Source organism: Streptococcus dentapri (genome assembly GCF_042649885.1).
Lineage (GTDB): Bacteria > Bacillota > Bacilli > Lactobacillales > Streptococcaceae > Streptococcus > Streptococcus dentapri.
Window position 1 is genome coordinate 1 of the sequence record NZ_JBHSAC010000029.1, and the last position, 21,182, is coordinate 21,182.

Sequence of the window (21,182 nt, forward strand, 5' to 3'; positions counted from 1 at the left end):
TTTAAATTTTCCTCAGTCTGCTGATAAAGATTCTCAACCTCCTTTCCCTGCATGGAATAGCCGTATTCACCCAGTACAAAAGCTTAGAATGTTGAGCCGAGCTCTTTCCCAATCCATTACCATTTTTAGCTAGTGGTGCTACTGATATTCCTAAAATAAGGACAATAATACCAATAGAACTGCCAAGTCCCATCCATAGGGCTTTGGACTTTGTTTTGCTTCTTGCCATAAAACCTCCTTGTATTTGACTTAAATCTCATTATGATTATTAGAATCTGATCAGTTTTCACCATCAATATACGTTTCTCATTGGATTTTGTAATGGACTTTATAAACTCAGCAAAAAAAAAGCCGGTGGGGATCCGACTTTTTTTATTCGTTGGTGTACTCCCAAACAGCGTCCAATGTCTGAGATCACTGATAGCCTATCCTAATTCACGTTTATAGTCTTCAGGCATGGCTAAGTTAGCTGCCTTATACTGCGATTGAAGGTCTAGGGTTATAGCGGCCTGATTGCCCAAAACATTGCGCAGTTTATCCCTAAAGCCGGCATAATCTGACAGGTTAAAGAAAAGCTCAGGTGCTGAGTAGCGAGAATTGTGCATGCGCTCCTTAAAGCCAAGAATCAGCTGACGGCTTTCAAAAGCTGTACGGATAGCGGCGAGAATTTCGCTGCCTTGGTTGATGTCCAAATAAAGATCACAGCGAGCAAATAGCTGACGAACCGTCAAATTGGTCACATTAGGATAGAGATGAACATTACTGTAGCGTCCCAAACTTAGGAGCTGACTGGACATCTCCGTAATGGCTGCAATATGCAGGGTCATATTAGGAAAGTCCTCAATGATATTTTCTACATATTCCAACTGATCTGAATTAGTTAAAATCAAGGCCTCCTTGCGGGCACGGTTCTCACGTTGAAAAGGATAGAGCAGACCAACATAGGTAAAGAAAGCTCGCTGCTCAGGAGCCACCAGTTTCAGAATTTTCTCATAGGTATCACGGTCTTGGACAATAATTTTGCTCTTACGAACAGCCGACTGTTCAAGCAAAAGTTCCATATTACGAGGAATACTATCACCAATAGGCTCTTGCCAAAAGAGAACATCCTCACCAGGAAGATTGAGCTGATATTTGACCAAGAAAGGTATTCCTAATGAGTTAAAGAGGATACGATCTAGGTCATAGCCCGAAGCCTGAATATAATAAGTTACAAAATCAGCCTTGGATTTAAAGATGTAAATCTTTTCCTCGTGTTCAAGAATCAAGTCGCCGGTGACATAGTTTTCAACTAAGACTTCCTTGCCTTCTCTGTCATAATATGATTTTTGGATGGCTTGTCCCAGACTGTTATAAACCGTTTGGGCAAAACGGCAGCCATACTTATTATAGTGGTCCGTACTGCGGACGCTACCAGCTTCATTTAGCCAGTCAACACTTTGGACAAAACGGTGATGAGTAGGCTTAGAAAAATGGATATTGGCTCTTTTTTTATTGAGATCAAAGATTTCACCGCTGGTATTGGTCCCCTTGATTTCCCAAAACTTAGGGACAGGAATCTCATTAAAATGCAGAGGTTTGCCTTGTGCATTGATGAAACCTGTGAAGAAAAGGAAAGGTGAGGTCACATCATCAGGTAAGAAGCCATTGTCATTGATGGCAATGGTTGTACTCTGATAACCCGACAGAATAAGAGAATAGTGTAAATCCCAACTGTCTTGGTCATAGTTTTCAAATAGATTAATCATTGGTCATCTCCTTAATCAATTGATTCCATTTGTCTTCAACCTTATCTGTGAGGTAATCTCTAGCCATATCATAAGAAGCACGGTGCATCTGATCTAGGGATGCTTGGGTGAAGATTTCAACAATTTTCATGCTCAAGTTATCAATAATTTCCGCATCGCTATCCAATTCAGAAATTGGGATTAGGTAGCCATTTTCACCGTCCTTGATGAAGTTTTGATTTCCGTAGCGCACATCAAAACCAATCAAAGGCAGACCTGATCCAATAGCTTCTAGCAGGGTCAGACCAAAGCCTTCACTCTTAGAAGCAGATAAGTAAACTTCGTGCTGCATATAGATATGGGATAGGTCGTGGTGACCGCGCAACTGGATATAGTCCTGAGCCTTGTTCTCCTCAATAATTTGACGAAGACGTTCCTCTTCTCCTCCAGAACCATAGATATCAAAATTGATATCTGGTATGAAGCGCTGAGCATCAACCACAGCCTTGATGAGCCAGTCGACATGCTTTTCACTGGCTAGACGTGAAGCAGTCATCACTGAGAAAGGTATGCGGGGGCTCTTAGGCTCTTTAAGTTCATCAATACTACCGACTGGAATAGTGACAATATTGGGTTGGATGTCCTTATATTTGAGGAACTGTTCTGCTAGGATTTCCCTTTGCCGATCAGTAGCTACGATAAAGGCATCGACACTGTCAGCATTGGTAAACTGAAAATCATAGTAGTTATTCCAAAGCACATTATGGTCATTCGTACCATTTTCGCTAAAGTGTTCGGCATGGACAGCTACGGCTAATTTAGCTGGTTTAACATGGCGAAAGACCGACTGACCAATACCAGTTGAACGATCCAAAATAACCAAGTCATCCGCACTCAGCTGCAGCTCTTTCATAAAATGTTCCACTAATTCTTCTTTAGAGTTGAGAATATAATTTGGGAAACGATAGAAAGGCTGGTCTCCATCTGTGATTTCGTCATAGGCAACACTACCATCAACATTGTAAAAACTGCGTTTATAGAGTTTCGCCGCATTATCCTTGGGCGCATAGTACTCTGTGAAGGAGCGGACATCACTACTGTAAAAATCCTTGCGCACCAAATTCCCGTTAGAAACAAACTCCACACGGTGAATTAAAGTTTTACTGTTACGACAATAATAAGCTGTCGCAAAGTCACGATCACCAAAGTAGAAACGGACCAAGCGAGCTTCACGGTCTTCTTTGATAATATCGCGTGTAAATTGGGCTTTCAAGTCCTGCTCTGTAAAAATTGTCGCAGCTGGTTTTTGATCTGTGAAATAGGTATAGAGCCAGATGATTTGATCGTCCGCAAAACCGACATTACGCGTCATATCAATGATATTGTCCTGACTGAAGAAATCGGTAAAGATGAACTTGGCATCTATTCCAAGGTTTTTAAAGACTTTTGAGCGGTAGGCTTGAGCGTATTCTACACCGCTTGAAGCCCAACCAATACCAAGATTGATATTATAAACTGTCATAGTGACCTTTCCTTCTAAGTAATTTTTTTTGTGGCCGACTAAGGCTGGATGGAAATACAACTGTTACCCACTATTCCTTGGATCATGGACTCTGGGACAGGCTGATTTTCTCTACCCACCATGTTATCACAATTCTGATGATTATGCTTCTCTTTATTTTTAATAGGCTAATATTTATCAATTTTTAAAGCTAAACCGAGACGACTTCCACTTGCTCGCCGCCAAGCAGAATCAAATATTTTTCGACCTGTTCTATACCAAAGGACTGCTGCAGCGCTTTAGCATAGAGGCCCATCTGAGCGCGGTAGCGTTCAACCAAATCACTGGAATGTCGGTAACGGTCGGTCTTGTAATCAAAGAGGACGATATGATCATCATAGCGGATAAAGCCATCGACTATCCCCCGGATGACCATCTTCTCACCTGATTCAGCATCCTCATGCAGCATGGCAAAGGGAGCTTCTCGAACAACTCGAGTCTGGTTGGCCAGAATTTCCTGACCTAAAGAGGTTTGGGCAAAAAAGTCAGCTAATTTCTGCAAGTCAATCTGCTTTTTAAGGGTAGGCTCAGCTTGGACCTGTGCCAAAGCCTTGCGCAAGTCCGCCACGGTCACTTCTGCTGTCAAGGGAATCCGCTGCATCAATTCATGGGTAGCAGAACCAAGGGCTGCTCCAGTCACTTCTGTTGATTTCCCAAAGCTTGGTAAATCAAAGGTAGCAGCCTTTGGTTTTTTTTCCATAATATCAAGCCCCTCATCTTCTAAAACGGGTTGGTAGAATTGCTTGATTTGACTAGGTGTCCGTAAAGTTGGCAGATTGATGGCAGCCTGATAAGTTTTATTGAGCTTCTCAACATTTTCTAGGGCATTTAAAGCCTCAGTAATTGTCTCGGATTGGCGTTGATTGTTCACATCATCTGCATCAAAGGGCAGGCTCGTTGTCAAAGGTTCTATCTCTTGCAAATCTTGATCTGAAATATAGGTCACATCAAAGGCTAACTGATCTTGCTTAAAATTTTGGGCGATCGCTAGAAGCCAATCTTGAAAACTGGTCCAGTTTTCACGGGCAGCGATGGTTAAGCGACCGTGCTCTCTGCTGCCTTCATATTTCTCGGTCAGCTTGTTTCGACTGCCCTTACCGACTAGATAGAGTTTTTTCTCTGCCCGTGTCATGGCTACATAGAGAAGGCGCATCTGTTCAGAGAGCATTTCGCGGTGGAGTTGGCGCTGATTGATGAGGTAAGGTAAGGTCTCCATAGCTACCTTAATATGGTCAAGTTCAGCTTGCGGAAAGCGATCCGCTAGGTCGGCTTGATATTGAATACCAATACCATTATAACGGCTAAGCACGAGTTTTTGTTGCTGGTCTGTCTTGTTAAAGGCCTTATCCAGATTGAGTAAAAAAACATACTTAAATTCGAGTCCCTTACTTTTATGAGCTGTCATCAGTTGGATAGCGTCTTTGGGCAAAGCTATCTCAACATCTGCTAAATCATTATCGGTCGCAATGACTTTATCAATCATATTAATAAAGCGGGGCAGTCCCTTGAATCCTGTTTTTTCAAACTGATTGGCTCGAATAGTAAGAGCGTAGAGGTTGGCCTGTCGCTGTTGACCATTGGCCAGAGCCCCCACATAATCATAATAGAACTTATCATTGTAGATCTTCCAGATTAAATCGTGCAGACTGTTGGTCTTGGCAAAGCGGCGCCAACTGCCCAATACCTGCTTAAAGCCCTTGGTCTTTTGATAGAGGTTTGATTCTATCAGTTCTGGATGCTGCCCTGTTTGCTCCAAAGTCAGAAGCAGTTTGTCATAGAAATTGCCGTGCTCAGCTTGCAAGGAGAGGCGGGTCAACTCGTCCTCATTAAAGCTAAACATTGGGGATTTCAACAGAGCCACTAAAGACTCGTCCTGTAAGGGATTATTGATCGTTCTAAAGGTATCCAGCATGACCAAAATTTCAATGGATTTGAGATAATGCCCAGTACCACTTTCAGCGACCAGGGGTAGACCATACTGCTCAAAGGTCGTTAGAATATTGGCATTTCGGGTTCTTGTTGGTACCAACAAGGTAATATCGTTGAAGGCAACTCCTTCTTCCTTATGCAGGCGAATGATTTCCTTAACTACCAGTTGGACTTCACCGACCGATAATTCTGTCGAGGCTGGCAAATCTTCCAATCGCTGTGAGTTTTCCTGAGTTCTATCATCTGTCCGGTCTTCATCGTAAATCAGCACCTGGGTACGGTTAGCTGGACTGGGCTGGCTCTTTTCTGTATTGCCCGCCACTAGCATGTGGGGTAGGTCATAATTGATTTCGCCTAAGTCTTCATCCATCAGACGGGTAAAGACATCATTGGTTGCATCTAATACTTCCACATGACTGCGGAAATTTTCTTTGAGCACAATCAGTCTCCCCTGACTGTTCTTGAGATCAAAGGTCTCAAGAGTATCATAGGTTTCAAATTTATCCTTGAAGATCTGGGGGTCAGCCTGACGAAAACGATAGATTGATTGCTTAATGTCTCCCACCATAAAGCGATTATAACCATTGGATAAAAGGTCTAATAAGCGCTCTTGCATATGGTTATTATCTTGATATTCATCGACCATAACCTCATGGTACTTCTGCTGATAGAGCTGACGGATCTGTTCATCTTGCTCTAAGATACCGATGGCTAAATGGGCAATGTCACTAAATTCAAAGGTGTTTTCCTGTTTTTTGCGCTCCAAGTATTGTTCTGAAAAGTCTTTGACAAAGGCGCGAAGCAATTTTAAAAGAGGAAGAGCCTGCGGCTGATAGTCTTTTAAAATAAGCACCGTTGAGAGTGCGCCATCCAGTTCTAGCAAAGGAGCTAAATACTGAGGACGCGCCTTATTATAATCTGAGGCAAAGGCCTTGAGGGTTTCATCCTTACTGTTACCAATACGCATGGTGAGACTTTTAGAAAGCACGCTCACCGCTTTTATCTGTTGGTTGAGAAGGGGCAGATCAGCCGAGAGATCAATTTCGCGCAGACGCTCCAGCAGTTCATCTACCTTATCCAAATATTTATAGGACTTTTGAAATTCTTGGCGCACTGCGTTGACATGATCTTGGAAAAAGTGGTAGGTCTGCTCAATTTGGCGGTTAAAGTCCTGCTCCTTTAAGTAAGGAGATAAAAAGGTTTGAGTCTGCTGTTCAAAATCTTCTTCATAGCTTTTTAAAAAAATCTCCTCCAACCACTGGCTAGGATTGGCTGTTGACTGGCTAAAGTTATGGACGGCATAGACTGCTGCCCGAAAACCACTGGAGTCCTTACGATTCCCCGTAAAATTGCGAACAGTCTGCTTGAAAAGATCGCTATCAGCTCCCGTTATATAACTGTCGAAGAGATCTGCATAGACGTCATTTTTCAAAATATCTTGCTCGCTTTTGTCCTGCATAATCCGAAAATTAGGAGAGATTCCCAGACTATAGCCATAAGTATTGACCAACTTTTGCGTGAAGGCATCCATGGTCCCAATATCGGCATTTTGTAGGTCGGTCAGCTGAGCAGACAAATGCTGCTTAAGCTCCAGATTATTTGTTTTGGCAATTTCCTTAATCAGCTTGGCTTCAATCCGCTCTTTGAGCTCACCAGCCGCCTTAACAGTGAAGGTCGAAATGAACAGTTCAGTAATCTTGACGCCTCTCTTTAGACTATCAATAATACGCTCAACCATGACAAAGGTTTTACCCGAGCCAGCAGATGCCGAAACAAGGATATTGGTCGAATTGCTGTAGATAGCTTCAATTTGCTCAGAGGTTCTGGGCAAACGATCTTCCTTTTTGCTGTTGATTGATTCTTGCGTTTTCAACTCTTCAATCTGACTATCACTCAAAAATGGAATAGGTCTCATCAATCTTCTCCCCCTTTCATTCGGTCTAGGTAATCCTCTCGTTTGCCCTTGAGGAGCCGTCGAGCATATTTCATGTGCAGATCCGCTTCAAAGCCCGTAATGTTTTTCAATTGTTCCCCCTGAACTGAGCGACCATCCTTGGTATAGGGATTGATAGCGAACCGTCCCGATAGTATCGTTTGAGCTGCTTCTTGGTAAAGGCGTTTTGTGTAATCCAGCATAAGCTCTAATTCTTGCTGGCTAAAATTATTTGTCTTACTGGTATTGTAATACTTATTTAGATGTTTTGCTTCTTCAGCATTGTAGAGACCCTGGTATTTGAAGGATTTGGTCATGTTTTGAGCAGCATCATCCAAACTTGCCAAGTCCTTAAGTTTTAATTCTGGATCCTGCATATGCAGGTACATAGCACCAAATATGGGAGCTTGGTAATCAGCTGGCATCCGCTCCTGCAGGGCTAGCATATAGGTCAGGAGCTGTGGACTTAAGCCATTATAAAAATCACCCAGATTGAATTTCTGATCTCCCGATTTATAATCAACAACTCCTAGACTATCTGAAAAACGCAGCTGATCCACTCGATCAATCTGACCGCGAATCTCTAACTTGCGCTGGTCACTAATAGACAGTTGATAAGCGAAATTAAGTTCTAAGGCCTTGGACCCACTAGGTATTTGTTGCCAATCGCTTGTCCCTAGATAGTGTTTAGCGCTAGCCTTATCCAACACCTGCACATTGTCATTGTTTTTCAGAATTATCGCAGTACTGCGGGCGATATCCAAAAGAATATCCTGTGTCAGACACCCTTCCTGATCCGAATGATAGAGGGTTTGATAAAGGTCACCTCGACTAACTTCGTCAATGGCGCGCTCCAGTCTACTGTCAAAATCTTCTGTCTGATCTTCTGCCATAACTTTCTCAAAAATTTTATGGAGATATACCCCATGATTACGAAAGTCTGGATGAACTGAATCCTCCTCCTCCAAACGCAGGACATGGCGCAGAAAATAAGCGTATTGATTGTTATAAAAGCTCATTAGACTAGAAGCAGACAGCCGCAAGGGCTGATTGCTAGGATAAAGAATAGCCAAAGTATTTGGTGACAAGGGCTCAATCTTAAGGTCATTGTTGATGATTGGGATCTCAATCTGACCTTGGTCTAACTTTTGGCGTAAACGACGAACCATAACTGACCAGAAAGTCTGTTCCTCCTGATCCAAATCCGCTGCTTCTGCCAAGTGGTTGGCCTCAATCAAGCGCGAAAGTAGAGCCTTGTAAGTTCCCAAATCATCAGCTGTCACATCAAAAGAGGCAGCCCGCTTACTGATAGGTTCTATTCCTAAATCTAACAGTTCTTGCAGGTAGGGAGAGGGCTTGTCTTCATTCTCATTAACAATCTGAGGAGCAGACAAGACCAGCTCATCGGTTGCTGAATTCAAAAGGGAAATCAGGGCTGAATGATTCTTCTTAACATTTTCCTGATCGGCAAGTTCAAAAAAGCCTTGACCAGTCAACTTTTCATTCAGTTGGCTGCGCTCATTGTCAGTAATCAAGCTGCTGTTTTTATGAAGACGGGGAAAATTACCAGCGCTCAAACCGATAGCAAAAACATAACGATTGGTGTGGGGTTCAATCAGCTCGTAGTCTTTGATTGTCACAACATCTACAGTTGCTGGTACCAGTCGGTAGTTGCTGGCCTGCATGCCTGTCTGCAAAAGAGCGAGAAAATCATCGATTTTGAGCTTCTCATCACCAAAAATTTCGTAGATTTCCTGCAAAAGGTCGCTCAGAGTCTTCCAGACTTCCCCCTCTTTTTCGATAGCCAACTCTGAGCGTCCCTGAGTCAGCTGGGTCATGTTTTCAGCCAGCTTAATGGTTTCTAAGAAAGGCAAAAATTTATTGGACACTAGGTTTTGGCCTAGCTGACCTCGACTTTTAAAAAGCTCTGTCAAGGGCTCTATAATTGATTGGCGAGTACGATTAATCTGCTCCAAGTCATATTTATAGCGAGCTTGACCGGCTCCATCCACTCCCTGCTGGATATTAGCCGTAAAATCTCGACTGAACTTACTTCGTCCTTTGATATCAGCGTACTTAACATATTGCTCAAACTTGTCGATCTCATATTCCGACAAGTCCTTAAACAAGCCCGATTTAACAAGATTTAAGACGTCCTCAGCTCGAAAGTTATAACGCTTAATTCGCGCTAAGCTCTCAACAAAATTGACAAGAGGATGGTGACTCATCGCTTCAGCTTTGCCAAAATAGTAGGGAATATCATATTTATCGAAAATCTTACCAATCTGGAGCTGGTAGGCCTCCACATCACCCAAAAGCACCAAAATATCCTTATAACGAACACCTTGTTGTAATTTTTGACGAATAGCCTTGGCCACATGCTCTACTTCTTCTTTTTGATTGACTACATCCCAGATTGCAATAGCTTTTTTATCTGCTGCAGATAGTTGAGGCAGTTGATTGGAAAAGTCATGCCGTGCCTCTAGGGCATTTGATAGATGGGCAAGAGCATCATCTTTTTTCTGCCCAATCCATTCAGCTTTGACCTTAAACTTTTGTCCTAACCCGAGCAGGAATTCAACATTAGCCTGATAGAGATTTCCCCCTAAAAAACTAGCTCGGTAAGCCTTGGGACTGGCATAAGTCCCGATAAGAATCTCTGCCCCCTTATTATGCAAGGCAGTAATCAGTGCTTCTTCTTCGGCGGAAAATCGACTGAAGCCATCGACAATCAGGACTAGTTTTTTCAACTCCCGATCTAGCTGACCTTCTTCAACATGCGCCAGAAATTGGGTAATCTTGGTCTGCGATTCAAAATTTTCCTCTTGCAAGACTTGATAAAAGGCGCTAAAAATGGTCAGTAAATCCTGATATTTGAAATCAGACTCCAATTTATCCAAATCAAAAATGGTCAAATTGGAGCGCTGGAGTTCCTGATAAAGCTCCACCAACTGCTTAATGAAATTAGGATCTTTTCTGAGACTGCCATAAAGTTTGAGCTGCCCCTCTTCTAATTGAGAAAGGACACGGAAAAAAATCATACTCAGACCAGTCTCCGTCAATGGTTTTTTATCTGAGATATCATTGAGGACAAAATAACGTGCCATCTGGGCAAAGCGGGTGATCGTAATCGCAAAGGAAGCCCCTTCTGGCAGGCGTTCCAGCACACGACGTTCCTTTTCAAAAGATAGGGAATTGGGCGCAATATAAAAGACCCGATGTCCTGCTCTAGCATAGTCGGCTGCCAAATTTGCTAATTGATCTGTTAAATGATTCCGAATATCGGTATAAAGTAATCGCATCAAAGCCCCCCTAGCCCATTAACTATCTTTTATTATAGCATAGAAAAGGACTTAGAAAAAATTCCTAGCTATCTAATCTTGCAAGCAAAAAAGAAAGAGGATTGACTCCTCTAATAAGCAATCTCCTTTCCAATCTTTTGATCTTAAATTATCCATACTTTATTCAAAGAAGGCATAGTAGTCATTCAAAGTCATTTGAGCTTTGGCAGTTTCATCCAAGTCTTTGATGATTTTACCCTCCTTCATGACAATCAGACGGTTGCCATATTTGAGGGCGTCCTCCATGTGATGAGTGATCATGAGACTAGTCAGGTGATCCCGCTCGATAATCTTATCAGTCAGCTCCATCAGCGACTGACTGGTTTTAGGATCCAACGCTGCTGTATGTTCATCTAATAATAAGAGATCAGGACGCTTAACGGTTGCCATTAAAAGGCTGAGAGCTTGACGTTGACCACCTGATAGGAAACCTGTCGGAGTCTCTAAATGGTTTTCCAGGCCATTGCCAATCTGCTCAACCAGCCCTTGAAATTCCTTACGGAAGTTATGAATGCGACGTGGTGTTAGACCGCGACTTTCTCCACGATATTTGGCTACCAAAAGATTCTCAGCAACCGTCATACGAGGAGCTGTCCCCATCTTGGGATCCTGAAAGACACGCGCCAGATATTTGGCCCGTTTTTGAGCGGGGAGATGGGTCACATCATCACCCATGATAGAGATACTACCGCTAGTTAACATCAAGGTTCCTGCAATCACATTAAAAAGGGTGGATTTACCGGCACCATTGCCACCCAGAATAGTCAAAAAATCGTGCTCATAGATATTCAGGCTTATATCGTCCAAAATGACTTTGACATCATCATAGCCATTATTAACAGCGACCGTAGCATTTTTTAGTTCTACAATTTTTGTCATCGTGTTAACCTAACCCCCTTAAAGAATTTTTCTTTGAGTCTTGGCACAATCAGGAAAATGGCCAAAATCAAGGCACTGAAAAGCTTGAGGTAATTGGTGTTGAAACCAAGTGCTACCACCGCCCAGATCAGAATTTGATAGAGAACTGACCCAATCATAATAGCCAAAAAGCGCTCCAACATTGTCAGATTAGCAAACATAACCTCACCGATGATAATGCTGGCCAGACCGATGACGATAACCCCGATGCCCTTTGAGACATCCGCATAACCATCCTGTTGACTGACCAAGGCCCCTGCTAAGGCGATAATACCATTTGATACAACTAGACCCATCAGTTCCATATTATCCGTGTTAATCCCAAAACTACGGGCCATTTCGCGATTATCCCCAGTTGCAATATAAGCCTGTCCTAAACGGGTATTGAGGAAGAAAATAATCAGGGTAATAACCAAGATCACCACAATAACACCCAGCAGCAAGAGGTTGAGGTTCTTGCTAAAAGGCAGGTAATCCTGCAAGAGTTTATGATTGAGCAGTCCTAAATTTGAGCGACCCATAATCATCAGCATAACTGAGTTGCAGGAGGTCATAACCAAAATCCCTGCTAGTATGGTTGGAATCTTGCCCCTAGTATAGAGCAATCCTGTCGCAAAACCGGCTAAACAGCCCGAACCGACAGCGACCAATGTTGCCAAGAGAGGATTGACTCCTTGAGTAATTAGGGTGACAGCTACTGCTCCCCCTAGTGGGAAGCTCCCTTCTGTCGTCATATCAGGAAAATCTAAAATCCTGAAAGTCAGGTAAATCCCAATTCCCAGAATAGCCCATAAGAGCCCTTGTGAAATCGTTGAAATCATCAATATCTCCTTATTATTCTTAGTAGCTGGCTTGTTGCCAGTATCTCTTTACTTCTTAATGACGAGGCCAGACTTATTGGCCTCTTTCAATATAGAATCCGGTATTGAAATACCAAGTTTATCAGCAACCGAGAGGTTGACCGCTGGACTACCAGTATCAACTACCTTAACAGGCACATCAGCCACCTTTTTCCCTTGGAGAATTTGTCCAGCAATTTTTCCGGTTTCAACCCCTAGCTGGTACTGACTTTGATAAACCGAAGCCAAACCACCTTCTTTAAGCATAGTGTCCACACTTGGATAAATTGGTAGTTTATTGGCCTGCGCAATTGATGCAACTGTCGTGAAAGCACTAGCAATAGTATTGTCCTGAGGAATCCAGAGAGCACCCACTTCTTTGGAAAGCACATTCATTGTTGTAGTGATTTCATTGGTTGAAGGCACTGCATAAATTTTAACGTCCAAGCCGGCAGCCTTGGCCGATTTGCTGAAACCTTCTACCTGAGATACCGAATTATCTTCACTGCTTGCATAGAGTATACCAACTGTCTTAGTATTAGGCGTTAGGGTCCTAATCAAATCCACTGTTTGGTCAATAGGAATCTGATTTGACGTCCCCGTAACATTGCCCTCGGGCCGCTTCAGATTAGTGACTAATTTAGCACCAACAGGATCACTGATGGCCCCCATGACAACCGGTGTATCGGATGTCGCATTGGCCAGTCCTTGAGCTGCTGGTGTCGCAATCCCAATCAAAACATCATTGTCGCCGTCAGCTAATTGCTTGCTCATGGTTGAAATCTTCGACTGATCACCTTCGGCATTTAGAAACTGTATCTCGATCTTATTGCCAGAATAGCCTTCCTTGGCTAGTTCATCCTTAATGCCATGATAGATATCATCCAAAGCTTCATGTGTCACATATTGAAGCACACCGACCTTGACAACTCGCTTGTCCTTTGGCGAACCATCAATGTTGAGTTCATCATGAATAACTAAACCCACTGTAAAAAGAGCCAAGAGGGACAGAACTGCCCACAGACGCTTATTGCTCATGTAAAACCTCCCAAAAGTTATAATAACGAAAAATAAATAAGAGAAATGAGAAAATCTGAATAAGACCAAACGAAAAAACCTCACACTCCAAAAGGAGTGTGAGGGCGTAGTCCACGCGGTGCCACCTCAATTAAAGGGACTGAATCCCTTTATCTCTGTCGTCTAACAACGATTAGCAAGGTAAGGTATGCTAAACCCGAGGAGTATGTGTTATCCCCATCTCTCATCACCTAGCTGAGCTAGGTCAACAGTCCAATTTCAGAATCGCCTGACTACTTGTTCCCAGTAACCACAAGCTCCCTAAAAGTCACAACGTCTTACTTTTTCTGTTAGCTTTATTATACACTTTTTGAAAACCTTGTCAATGAGAATTTTCGATGACTTTACACCTAATTATTGAAGCTTGGATAACTGATTGGCTTTAACTTCTATCCTTTGGAATCAAATGACCATCCGAATATGACTGCTGCCGTCAGGGGTCTTATCAATAAGGAGCTGTTGCTGGATATTATCCTTCATTTCCTTGACATGGCTGATGACACCAACCATACGGTTTTGACCAATCTGCTCTAATACTGCAATGGCCTTGTCTAAAGTGTCCTCATCCAGCGATCCAAATCCCTCATCAATGAAGAGGGTCTCGACCAGAGCACCGTTGCTGGTATTTTGAACGACTTCGGATAGGGACAAAGCGATAGCCAAAGAAGCGATGAAGGTCTCACCACCTGATAGAGAACTGGCTGGCAGTTCCTTATTACTGGCTCTATCGTAGATATTGATATCCAGTCCCGATTGGCTGTTGCCCGACTGCTCTTTTGAAATTAAAAATTCAAACTGCTGATTACTCAAGAGTCCAATATAATGATCATTGGCATAATTCAAGACTTCTTCCAAATATTCCTGCATCACATAGGTCTCCAGCTTAATACGTTGGCTGCCTGACTCAGTACCACTGATGATGTTTTTAAGAGAGGTTAATTGATTAAAACTTTGGAAGTGCTGACCCGCATTAACAGTGATTTCTTGAATCTGAGTGACTAACTGGTGAAGTTGTTGGGAGCGATAGTCGCTGCGTGTTTGCTCCTGTTCAGCCTGAATCAGACCATCATCTGCTGCTTTTTTTTGGATCAAAATAGTCTCTAAATCTGGTTGAGCCTGACCTTCTAGATCCTTGAAGCTAGCTAGCCTTTCCTCTAAGAAAATCTGTCTTTCATCATACTGGCTCAACCATTGCTGCAACTGGTCACGTTCTCCCATTCGAACAGCCCCGATCCATCCCTCTAACTCCTGACGGCTGTGAGTCAAAGCGGAATCCGCTTCCAGAGCGCTTGTCAACTGTTTCTCTAAATCTGTCAACTCAGACTGTTCCTTCTGAAGATGGTCGTCTTCTGTCTCTAGGCGACCCTGCAGGCTAGAAATGTCCTCCTTATGCTCAGCGACCTGTCTTTGACTGTTTTCCAATTCCTGCCTAAATTGCTGATAAGCTTGTTTAATCTGTTTAATCTGCTTCTTGTAATAAGAAGCTGGTTCTAAGTCAGGAAAGCGTTCTTGCAGGTTTTGAATGACTTTCTGATTAATGCCGATCTGACCTTCCAATCTGTATTTTCTGTTAGCCAGCTCTTGCTCCTTAGTCGTCAGTTGACTCAAACTATCAGCCAGTTGCTCAAGGTCTTGTTTTTCTTGTTCAGCTTTTTTATGCAAGTCAGCATCTTGTTCTTTCAAGGTCTGATAGACTTCTTGTCCTAGTTGGTCTGAGTAGACTTCTGTCCAAGTAAGATCAGGTAGTTTGGCCGCCGCTAAATCCTGCAAATTTCGATAGACCATTGCCAGCTGCTCCTGCAATTCTATCTCTTCCTGCTGTCTGGCAGCCCTGTCTGCTCTCAGCTGCTCTTGACTAAACTGAATAGCATGAAGCTCCTGCTGTTTCTGATAATGTTGATTTTCTAAATCCTCCACCGCTTGAATAACCATTTTGAACTGGTCTTGTTTAACTTGAGCCGTTTCAACTACCGGATGATCCAAGGAACCACAGACAGGACATGCCTCTCCTTCCGACAATTCTGCCTGAAGTTGAACAATCATCAGTTTGAGCTGATCTTGTTTTTTGATCTTTAAATCTGCTGCCAGTTTCTCAAATGCTGACTCTACTTGCTCACGCTCAGTAGTTGCCTGTGCCAATTTTAGGTCTAGTTCCTGCAAACTAGCATTAGAAGCTCTTAAATTTGCTAGGCAACTATGGAGTTTATCCTTGACTAGATCTTGGACTACACGAAGCAATTCTCGACTATCTTCTAGTTGCTGAGAGTTAAGCCTGTTCGCTTCAAGCGCCTCTCGTTGCTGCTCTAAGGAAGCTTTTTGCTCTTGCAGATTCTTTAAATTTTCCTGAATCTCAAAATATTCTTCTTGATCAGCCCGCTGAGCTTGCTCTTGTTTGACCAGCTCTTCAGCACTATGGAGTTGCAGGTTTAAAACTTGAAGAGACTGATAACGTTCCTCGTGCTGAGCTTGTTCTTTTTCTAAAATTGCCAGTTTGTCTTCCAAAGGTTGGAGCTCTTCTTTTTTGATACCAACTTGCTCCTGCAATTTGGCAAAGGAAAGCTGGAGCTGGGAGATAGATGTTCGCTTAGCATTTTCCTTATCGACCAAATCAGCTAGATCTCTCGCAAAAGTGAACTCTTTTAACGCTTGTCTCTTACTTTGATAGAGGTCTCTCTTATCTAGGATTTCTGTCTGATATTTTAGCTGGCTCTCAGCACGCTCTTGCAATCTTGCAGTCAGACTCTGCGCTTCCTGATAGACCTTATCAGCTTGATTAGCTCTTTTTTTAGCTTCTGCTTGCGTGAGTTTGTCCTGTTTTGCCACCTCTTGCTGCTTGCTCAAAAAATCTTGTGCTCGTTTAAGATTTTCCTCATCGGACTGACCTTCAAAAGCCTGACGCTCTTCTTGTGTCCATATCTGGCTTGTAAATTGATTAGCTAGATTGGTCCTGAAAACTTCCTGTTTTTTATTAGCTGCCTGCCATTTTTCAATCAGGCGTTTTTCAAAACTTTCAAAAATCTGGGTCCCAAAAATTTTCCGTAAAATCGGAATCTTATCCTTGGTAGAAGACTTGAGAAATTGACTAAATTGATACTGAGGCAGTAAGATAATCTGTTTAAATTGAACTGCTGTCAGCTGTAAAAGAGCCTCGACAGCCTGAGTGGTCTCCTTGGCTTTGCCAGCCAGCTTATCAAGCTCCAGACCACCGACGCTATCAACCACTGTCAAACTAGCGGTAGCAGTTCCAATTCCCTTGCCACGTTCGATTTTCTTCCTAGGTTTCAAGTCCAGCTCACGCTTGACTCGATAGAGCTGATTATGATGCTCAAAATAAAAAGTAACTTTTGTTTTGGGATCTTGAAAATCAGCAAAGGTCGAACGCAATTCATTGACCTGCTTATCGCTTGAAGTTTCATCATAGAGCGCATAAGTCATAGCGTCAAAAATACTGGATTTCCCTGCCCCTGTCCGTCCGCTAATTAAAAAGAGGGAACTCTCGTCTAAGGCTGAAAAATCAATGCCAGCCTCGCGGTAAGGGCCAAAATTAGTCATTTCTAAACGAATTGGTTTCATTAGTTCTCCTCCTTGATCTCACTCAGAAGCTCTGTGATCACTTCTTTTTGATAATCTGACAGGTTCTGTCCACCGGTCATTTCTTGGAAAAAATTTGCAATTAAAACATCATCGGATAGATCAGAACCTTTCTGACTAATCTTAACCTTTCTGCTAACCTCACGAGGATTGGTTTCACGGATACGCAGATCAACAATCTCCTCTCCATAAATCTCCTCTAACTGCGCTCGAATGTTAATCCCTTCGAGTTCTTTGCGATCTTCAACTAAAATCTCAAAGGCAAAGCGTACTTGGTGTCTCGGATATTGATTATAAAAATCCTTGGAAATCAGGGTCTGATAAGGTGCCTCCAAGACTAAAAAATCCTTGTAGACTGGCAATGGAATAAAGGTTTTTTCGAAACTCTCAGCAGAAATTTCCAAAAGGTAGCCCCCTTTGATGTCTCCGCGTTTAGCCTCATCCTTGTTAAAGATCAAAGGACTGCCACTGTAAGCAATTTTTTCTGTCGGACTAGCAAAGCGGGTATGAATATGTCCCAAGGCCACATAGTCAAAATCCTCGAAAAGATCGCTAGTTAGTGTCGTAAGACCACCAACGGTGCGGGTAGTTTCGGACAGCATCTGTTCTCTCAAGGCGTCATCGTCCTTTCCCTTGGCAACTGCAAAATGTGTCACTAAAATATGAGCCTTATCCGGTTTAAACAGCGGTTTCATATCAGTTACGATCCGTTCAATCGCCTGTTTGATATCACGAATATCCTTGTCTTGATAATAAATTCGAGCATCAATTGGGTCGATAAAGGGCAAGAGAAAAATCTGAGCCTCATCAGTCTCTACAGGCTGAAAGGCGTCATCTAGACGGGAGACTAGGTGGAAATGCTGGCGCTTGAAAAATTCCTGACCGAATTGCAGACGTTTGGCGCTGTCATGGTTACCTGTAATCGCATAAACCGGTATCTGATTTTCAAACAAGAGCTGAGTTAAGGTCTCATCAAAGAGCTTAACAGCCTCTACTGGCGGCATGCCTCGATCGTAAAGATCACCAGCAATAATGACACCATCAACAGCCTCGCGCTTAGCGATACTAATGATTTCATTTAACATAAAATTCTGATCAGCCAGCAGGCTAATCCCATTATTATTGAGCTGACGGCCAATATGCCAGTCCGCTGTATGCAAGAGTTTCATTGGGTCTCCTAAAGAATCTATACTAGTTTTATTATAGCATTTTTCCCAAATACGAGATTGAAAAACCAGATACTAATCACTATAGCTAGGAGCAAGACTCACCCGATCTAATTTGTACTTAAAGCCCATTATTGTAACAGAGTTCAGTTTTTTCTTTGCTTTATATGCTATAATAAATATAGTTATTCTCGAAAAAGAAGGAGGAAACCATGTCTTTTGATGGCTTTTTCTTACACTACTTGACTCAGGAACTCCGCAATCAAATCCTCTACGGCCGGATTCAAAAGGTCAACCAACCCTTTGAGCATGAGTTGGTACTGAGCGTTCGTAACAATCGCCAAAATTATAAGCTGCTCCTCTCGGCTCATCCTGTTTTTGGTCGGATTCAGATCACCAAGGCTGACTTTCAAAATCCGCAAACTCCTAACACCTATACCATGATTATGCGTAAGTACTTGCAAGGGGCTGTCATTGAAGATGTCCAGCAGCTGGAGAATGACCGGATTCTGGAGCTGACCATTTCCAATAAAAATGAAATCGGAGATAGCATCAAAGTCACTCTGATTATTGAAATTATGGGCAAGCATAGCAACATTATCCTGCTTGATAAAAATGAAGGCAAGATTATTGAGTCCATCAAGCATATTGGTTTTTCTCAGAACAGTTATCGCACCATTCTCCCCGGATTTAACTACATCGATCCACCCAGGACCGATTCCAAAAATCCCTTCACCATTCCTGATGAACAGCTCTTTGAAATACTACAAACGCAGGAACTTGCTCCTAAAAATCTGCAAAAACTCTTTCAAGGCTTGGGACGCGATACCGCTCAAGAACTCTCTAATCGATTGGAGACCGACCGTCTAAAAAACTTCCGCGCCTTCTTCAATCTCCCCCTAAAACCTAATCTGACCCAAAAGAGTTTCGTGGCTGTGAACTTTAGTGACAGTAAAGAGGTTTTTGACAGCTTATCAGAGCTCATGGACTACTTCTATCAAGATAAAGCCGAACAAGATCGCGTGGCACAACAGGCTAGCGACCTCATCCACCGCGTTCAAAACGAATTGGAGAAAAATAAGAAAAAACTGGTAAAACAAGAACAGGAGCTCCATGCAACCGAAAAAGCCGAGGATTTTCGTCAAAAAGGGGAACTGTTAACAACCTATCTTAACCAAGTCCCAAATGACCAAGATACTGTCGAGCTGGACAATTACTATACTAATGAAAAACTGACAATTGCTCTTGATGTCAGCCTCAGTCCTAGCCAAAATGCTCAGCGCTATTTCAAAAAATACCAAAAGCTCAAAGAGGCCGTCAAACACCTCAAAGGGCTGATTGAAGAAACCAAGCAGACCATCAGCTATTTTGAAAGCGTGGAGTTAGCCCTTTCCCAAGCCTCCTTGGATGAGGTCGCTGAAATCCGTGAAGAATTGATTGAAACTGGCTTTATGAAACGCCGCTCAACGGACAAGCGTCACAAGCGCAAGAAACCAGAACGCTACCTAGCCAGTGATGCTCAGACCATCATCATGGTCGGGCGCAATAACTTGCAAAATGAAGAACTGACCTTTAAAATGGCGAAAAAAGGCGAGCTCTGGTTTCACGCCAAGGACATTCCTGGTAGCCATGTTATCATCAAAAACAATTTAAATCCTTCTGATGAGGTCAAAACCGATGCGGCAGAGTTGGCGGCCTATTATTCCAAGGCCCGCCTATCCAACCTCGTCCAAGTCGATATGATTGATAATAAAAAGCTCCACAAACCTAGTGGAGCCAAGCCTGGTTTTGTCACCTATACCGGTCAAAAGACCCTGCGCGTGACCCCAGATGAAGACAAAATCCTCAAAATGAAAATCAAATAGAATTTATGACAATTTACAAGACCATTATCTTTGACCTAGATGGAACACTGACCAATCCCGAAAAAGGTATCACTAACAGCCTTATCTATGCTCTCAAACAGTTTGATAAGACTGTAACTGATAAAAAAGACCTCTACAAATTTATCGGACCACCGCTGAGCTATTCCTTCAAGCAATTCTGTGGCTTTTCAGATACCCAAGTTCAGGATGCTATCAATCACTACCGCTATTATTTTGCCAAAAAAGGCTGGGCTGAAAATCAGGTCCTCCCAGGAGCTACTGACTTGCTAGCTAGTTTAAAAGCTCAGCACAAACAGCTGCTCCTAGCCTCATCCAAGCCTCAACCCTTTGTTCTACAGATTCTCGACCACTTCAATCTAACAGACTACTTTGATCAGATTGCTGGGGCAACCCTCGATGACAGCCGCAGTACAAAGGCTCAAGTCATCTCCCACGTCCTTAAAAAAGCAGGGATTAACAACCCTGAGCACTGTGTTATGGTGGGCGACCGTGAACATGACATCCAAGGGGCCCATCAAAACCACCTGCCAGCAGTCGGGCTCCTTTTAGGCTTCGGCAGCCGAGAAGAACTAGAAGCGGCCGGCGCCGATGTCATTGTCAGAGACTTTGATGAGCTAAAAGCCCTCCTGCTAGTTCAATCCTAATTATCCAAAATTAATAGCCACTTACTTGATTAGGTTACAGATAAAAATCTATTATAACCCGTCAAACAAGAAGGCTATTTTTCCTTATCTTAGACCAATTAAAAGTCTTCAAGGAAATTTTATGAAGTTAAAGGTCTACCAGGTCCTTATCCTCTCTTAGCTAATGGATCCATCCTTGTCACCGATATAGCCTTTATTATTGATGAGATTATCCATTTACTTTCTCTTAAAAAATTAAACGAAATCAGCCACTATTGACCTAGCACAAAGAAGGAGATATTATGGAAAATAATCCAAGAATTTTATCTTCATCAACATTCTACAGGCTATCACTGGAGGAATAACCTCCCTCCTACCCCTTATTGATAATTTATTAACGCCTCTTCTTGACCTTGTCATGACAGTTGATTAGGTTTTCCGCTACACTTGCCTAGCAAGGGATAAAAGAACCCTTTCGTCATTCTGGTAAAGCTAGAGCAAAACAAAAAGGCAGGACTTTGGCACTGCACCCACATAATGGGACAGAAGAAAAACACATTTATGCGGCCAGTTTTCTGTACTCTACAGGAG

General features: G+C 42.7%; 11 protein-coding genes and 1 pseudogene. 2 read left to right on the forward strand and 10 right to left on the reverse strand.

Annotated elements, in window-relative coordinates; all coding sequences use genetic code 11:
• Window position 1: 1 nt before the first annotated feature.
• From ACFOSE_RS03300 to ACFOSE_RS03345, 10 genes and pseudogenes are all read right to left on the reverse strand, one after another.
• A complete protein-coding gene (locus ACFOSE_RS03300; protein ID WP_380430467.1) occupies window positions 2-229 on the reverse strand; it encodes a hypothetical protein in 228 nt (75 codons plus the stop codon).
• A 199-nt stretch (window positions 230-428) separates the two neighbouring features.
• Window positions 429-1,748 (reverse strand): annotated as a pseudogene (gene gtfB / locus ACFOSE_RS03305) (accessory Sec system glycosylation chaperone GtfB); the annotation flags it as partial.
• Window positions 1,741-3,249, reverse strand: a complete 1,509-nt coding sequence (gtfA, locus tag ACFOSE_RS03310; protein WP_380430470.1) for an accessory Sec system glycosyltransferase GtfA — start codon at window positions 3,247-3,249, stop codon at window positions 1,741-1,743. The gene gtfA and the pseudogene gtfB, both read right to left, overlap by 8 nt.
• 190 nt (window positions 3,250-3,439) lie before the next feature.
• Window positions 3,440-7,132, reverse strand: coding sequence for a helicase-exonuclease AddAB subunit AddA (gene addA / locus ACFOSE_RS03315; RefSeq protein WP_380430494.1), 3,693 nt, complete (start codon window positions 7,130-7,132; stop codon window positions 3,440-3,442).
• Window positions 7,132-10,452, reverse strand: a complete 3,321-nt coding sequence (gene rexB / locus ACFOSE_RS03320; protein WP_380430473.1) for an ATP-dependent nuclease subunit B — start codon at window positions 10,450-10,452, stop codon at window positions 7,132-7,134. The genes addA and rexB overlap by 1 nt, the downstream gene beginning before the upstream one ends.
• 159 nt (window positions 10,453-10,611) lie before the next feature.
• On the reverse strand, window positions 10,612-11,370 hold the full coding sequence (locus tag ACFOSE_RS03325; protein ID WP_380430475.1) for an ABC transporter ATP-binding protein: 759 nt from the start codon (window positions 11,368-11,370) through the stop codon (window positions 10,612-10,614).
• The gene (locus ACFOSE_RS03330) at window positions 11,367-12,233 is read right to left on the reverse strand and encodes an ABC transporter permease (protein WP_380430478.1); all 867 of its coding nucleotides are present in this window, start codon (window positions 12,231-12,233) and stop codon (window positions 11,367-11,369) included. Before ACFOSE_RS03330 ends, ACFOSE_RS03325 begins: the two co-directional genes overlap by 4 nt.
• 45 nt (window positions 12,234-12,278) lie before the next feature.
• Entirely contained in the window at window positions 12,279-13,286 is a 1,008-nt protein-coding gene (trpX, locus tag ACFOSE_RS03335; protein WP_380430481.1) for a tryptophan ABC transporter substrate-binding protein, read from the reverse strand.
• A gap of 441 nt (window positions 13,287-13,727) precedes the next feature.
• Window positions 13,728-16,898 (reverse strand): AAA family ATPase, encoded by a 3,171-nt coding sequence (locus tag ACFOSE_RS03340; RefSeq protein ID WP_380430483.1) that lies wholly within the window; start codon window positions 16,896-16,898, stop codon window positions 13,728-13,730.
• Window positions 16,898-18,085: a metallophosphoesterase family protein gene (locus ACFOSE_RS03345; RefSeq protein ID WP_380430485.1), complete on the reverse strand. Its 1,188-nt coding sequence runs from the start codon at window positions 18,083-18,085 to the stop codon at window positions 16,898-16,900. Before ACFOSE_RS03345 ends, ACFOSE_RS03340 begins: the two co-directional genes overlap by 1 nt.
• Window positions 18,086-18,294: 209 nt before the next feature.
• Here ACFOSE_RS03345 and ACFOSE_RS03350 point away from each other — a divergent pair, with 209 nt between their 5' ends.
• Window positions 18,295-19,947 carry an Rqc2 family fibronectin-binding protein gene (locus tag ACFOSE_RS03350; protein ID WP_380430488.1) on the forward strand — a complete coding sequence of 551 codons (1,653 nt, stop codon included), beginning with the start codon at window positions 18,295-18,297 and terminating at the stop codon, window positions 19,945-19,947.
• Window positions 19,948-19,952: 5 nt separating this feature from the next.
• Window positions 19,953-20,612: an HAD family hydrolase gene (locus ACFOSE_RS03355; protein WP_380430491.1), complete on the forward strand. Its 660-nt coding sequence runs from the start codon at window positions 19,953-19,955 to the stop codon at window positions 20,610-20,612.
• Window positions 20,613-21,182: the final 570 nt, after the last annotated feature.

Bases quoted from the DNA above. Each gene is read 5' to 3' on its own strand.
- rexB (WP_380430473.1), bottom strand. From the start codon at position 10,452: ATGCGATTACTTTATACCGATATTCGGAATCATTTAACAGATCAATTA.
- ACFOSE_RS03325 (WP_380430475.1), bottom strand. From the start codon at position 11,370: ATGACAAAAATTGTAGAACTAAAAAATGCTACGGTCGCTGTTAATAAT.
- gtfA (WP_380430470.1), bottom strand. From the start codon at position 3,249: ATGACAGTTTATAATATCAATCTTGGTATTGGTTGGGCTTCAAGCGGT.
- ACFOSE_RS03355 (WP_380430491.1), top strand. From the start codon at position 19,953: ATGACAATTTACAAGACCATTATCTTTGACCTAGATGGAACACTGACC.
- ACFOSE_RS03300 (WP_380430467.1), bottom strand. From the start codon at position 229: ATGGCAAGAAGCAAAACAAAGTCCAAAGCCCTATGGATGGGACTTGGC.
- ACFOSE_RS03340 (WP_380430483.1), bottom strand. From the start codon at position 16,898: ATGAAACCAATTCGTTTAGAAATGACTAATTTTGGCCCTTACCGCGAG.
- ACFOSE_RS03345 (WP_380430485.1), bottom strand. From the start codon at position 18,085: ATGAAACTCTTGCATACAGCGGACTGGCATATTGGCCGTCAGCTCAAT.
- addA (WP_380430494.1), bottom strand. From the start codon at position 7,132: ATGAGACCTATTCCATTTTTGAGTGATAGTCAGATTGAAGAGTTGAAA.
- trpX (WP_380430481.1), bottom strand. From the start codon at position 13,286: ATGAGCAATAAGCGTCTGTGGGCAGTTCTGTCCCTCTTGGCTCTTTTT.
- ACFOSE_RS03350 (WP_380430488.1), top strand. From the start codon at position 18,295: ATGTCTTTTGATGGCTTTTTCTTACACTACTTGACTCAGGAACTCCGC.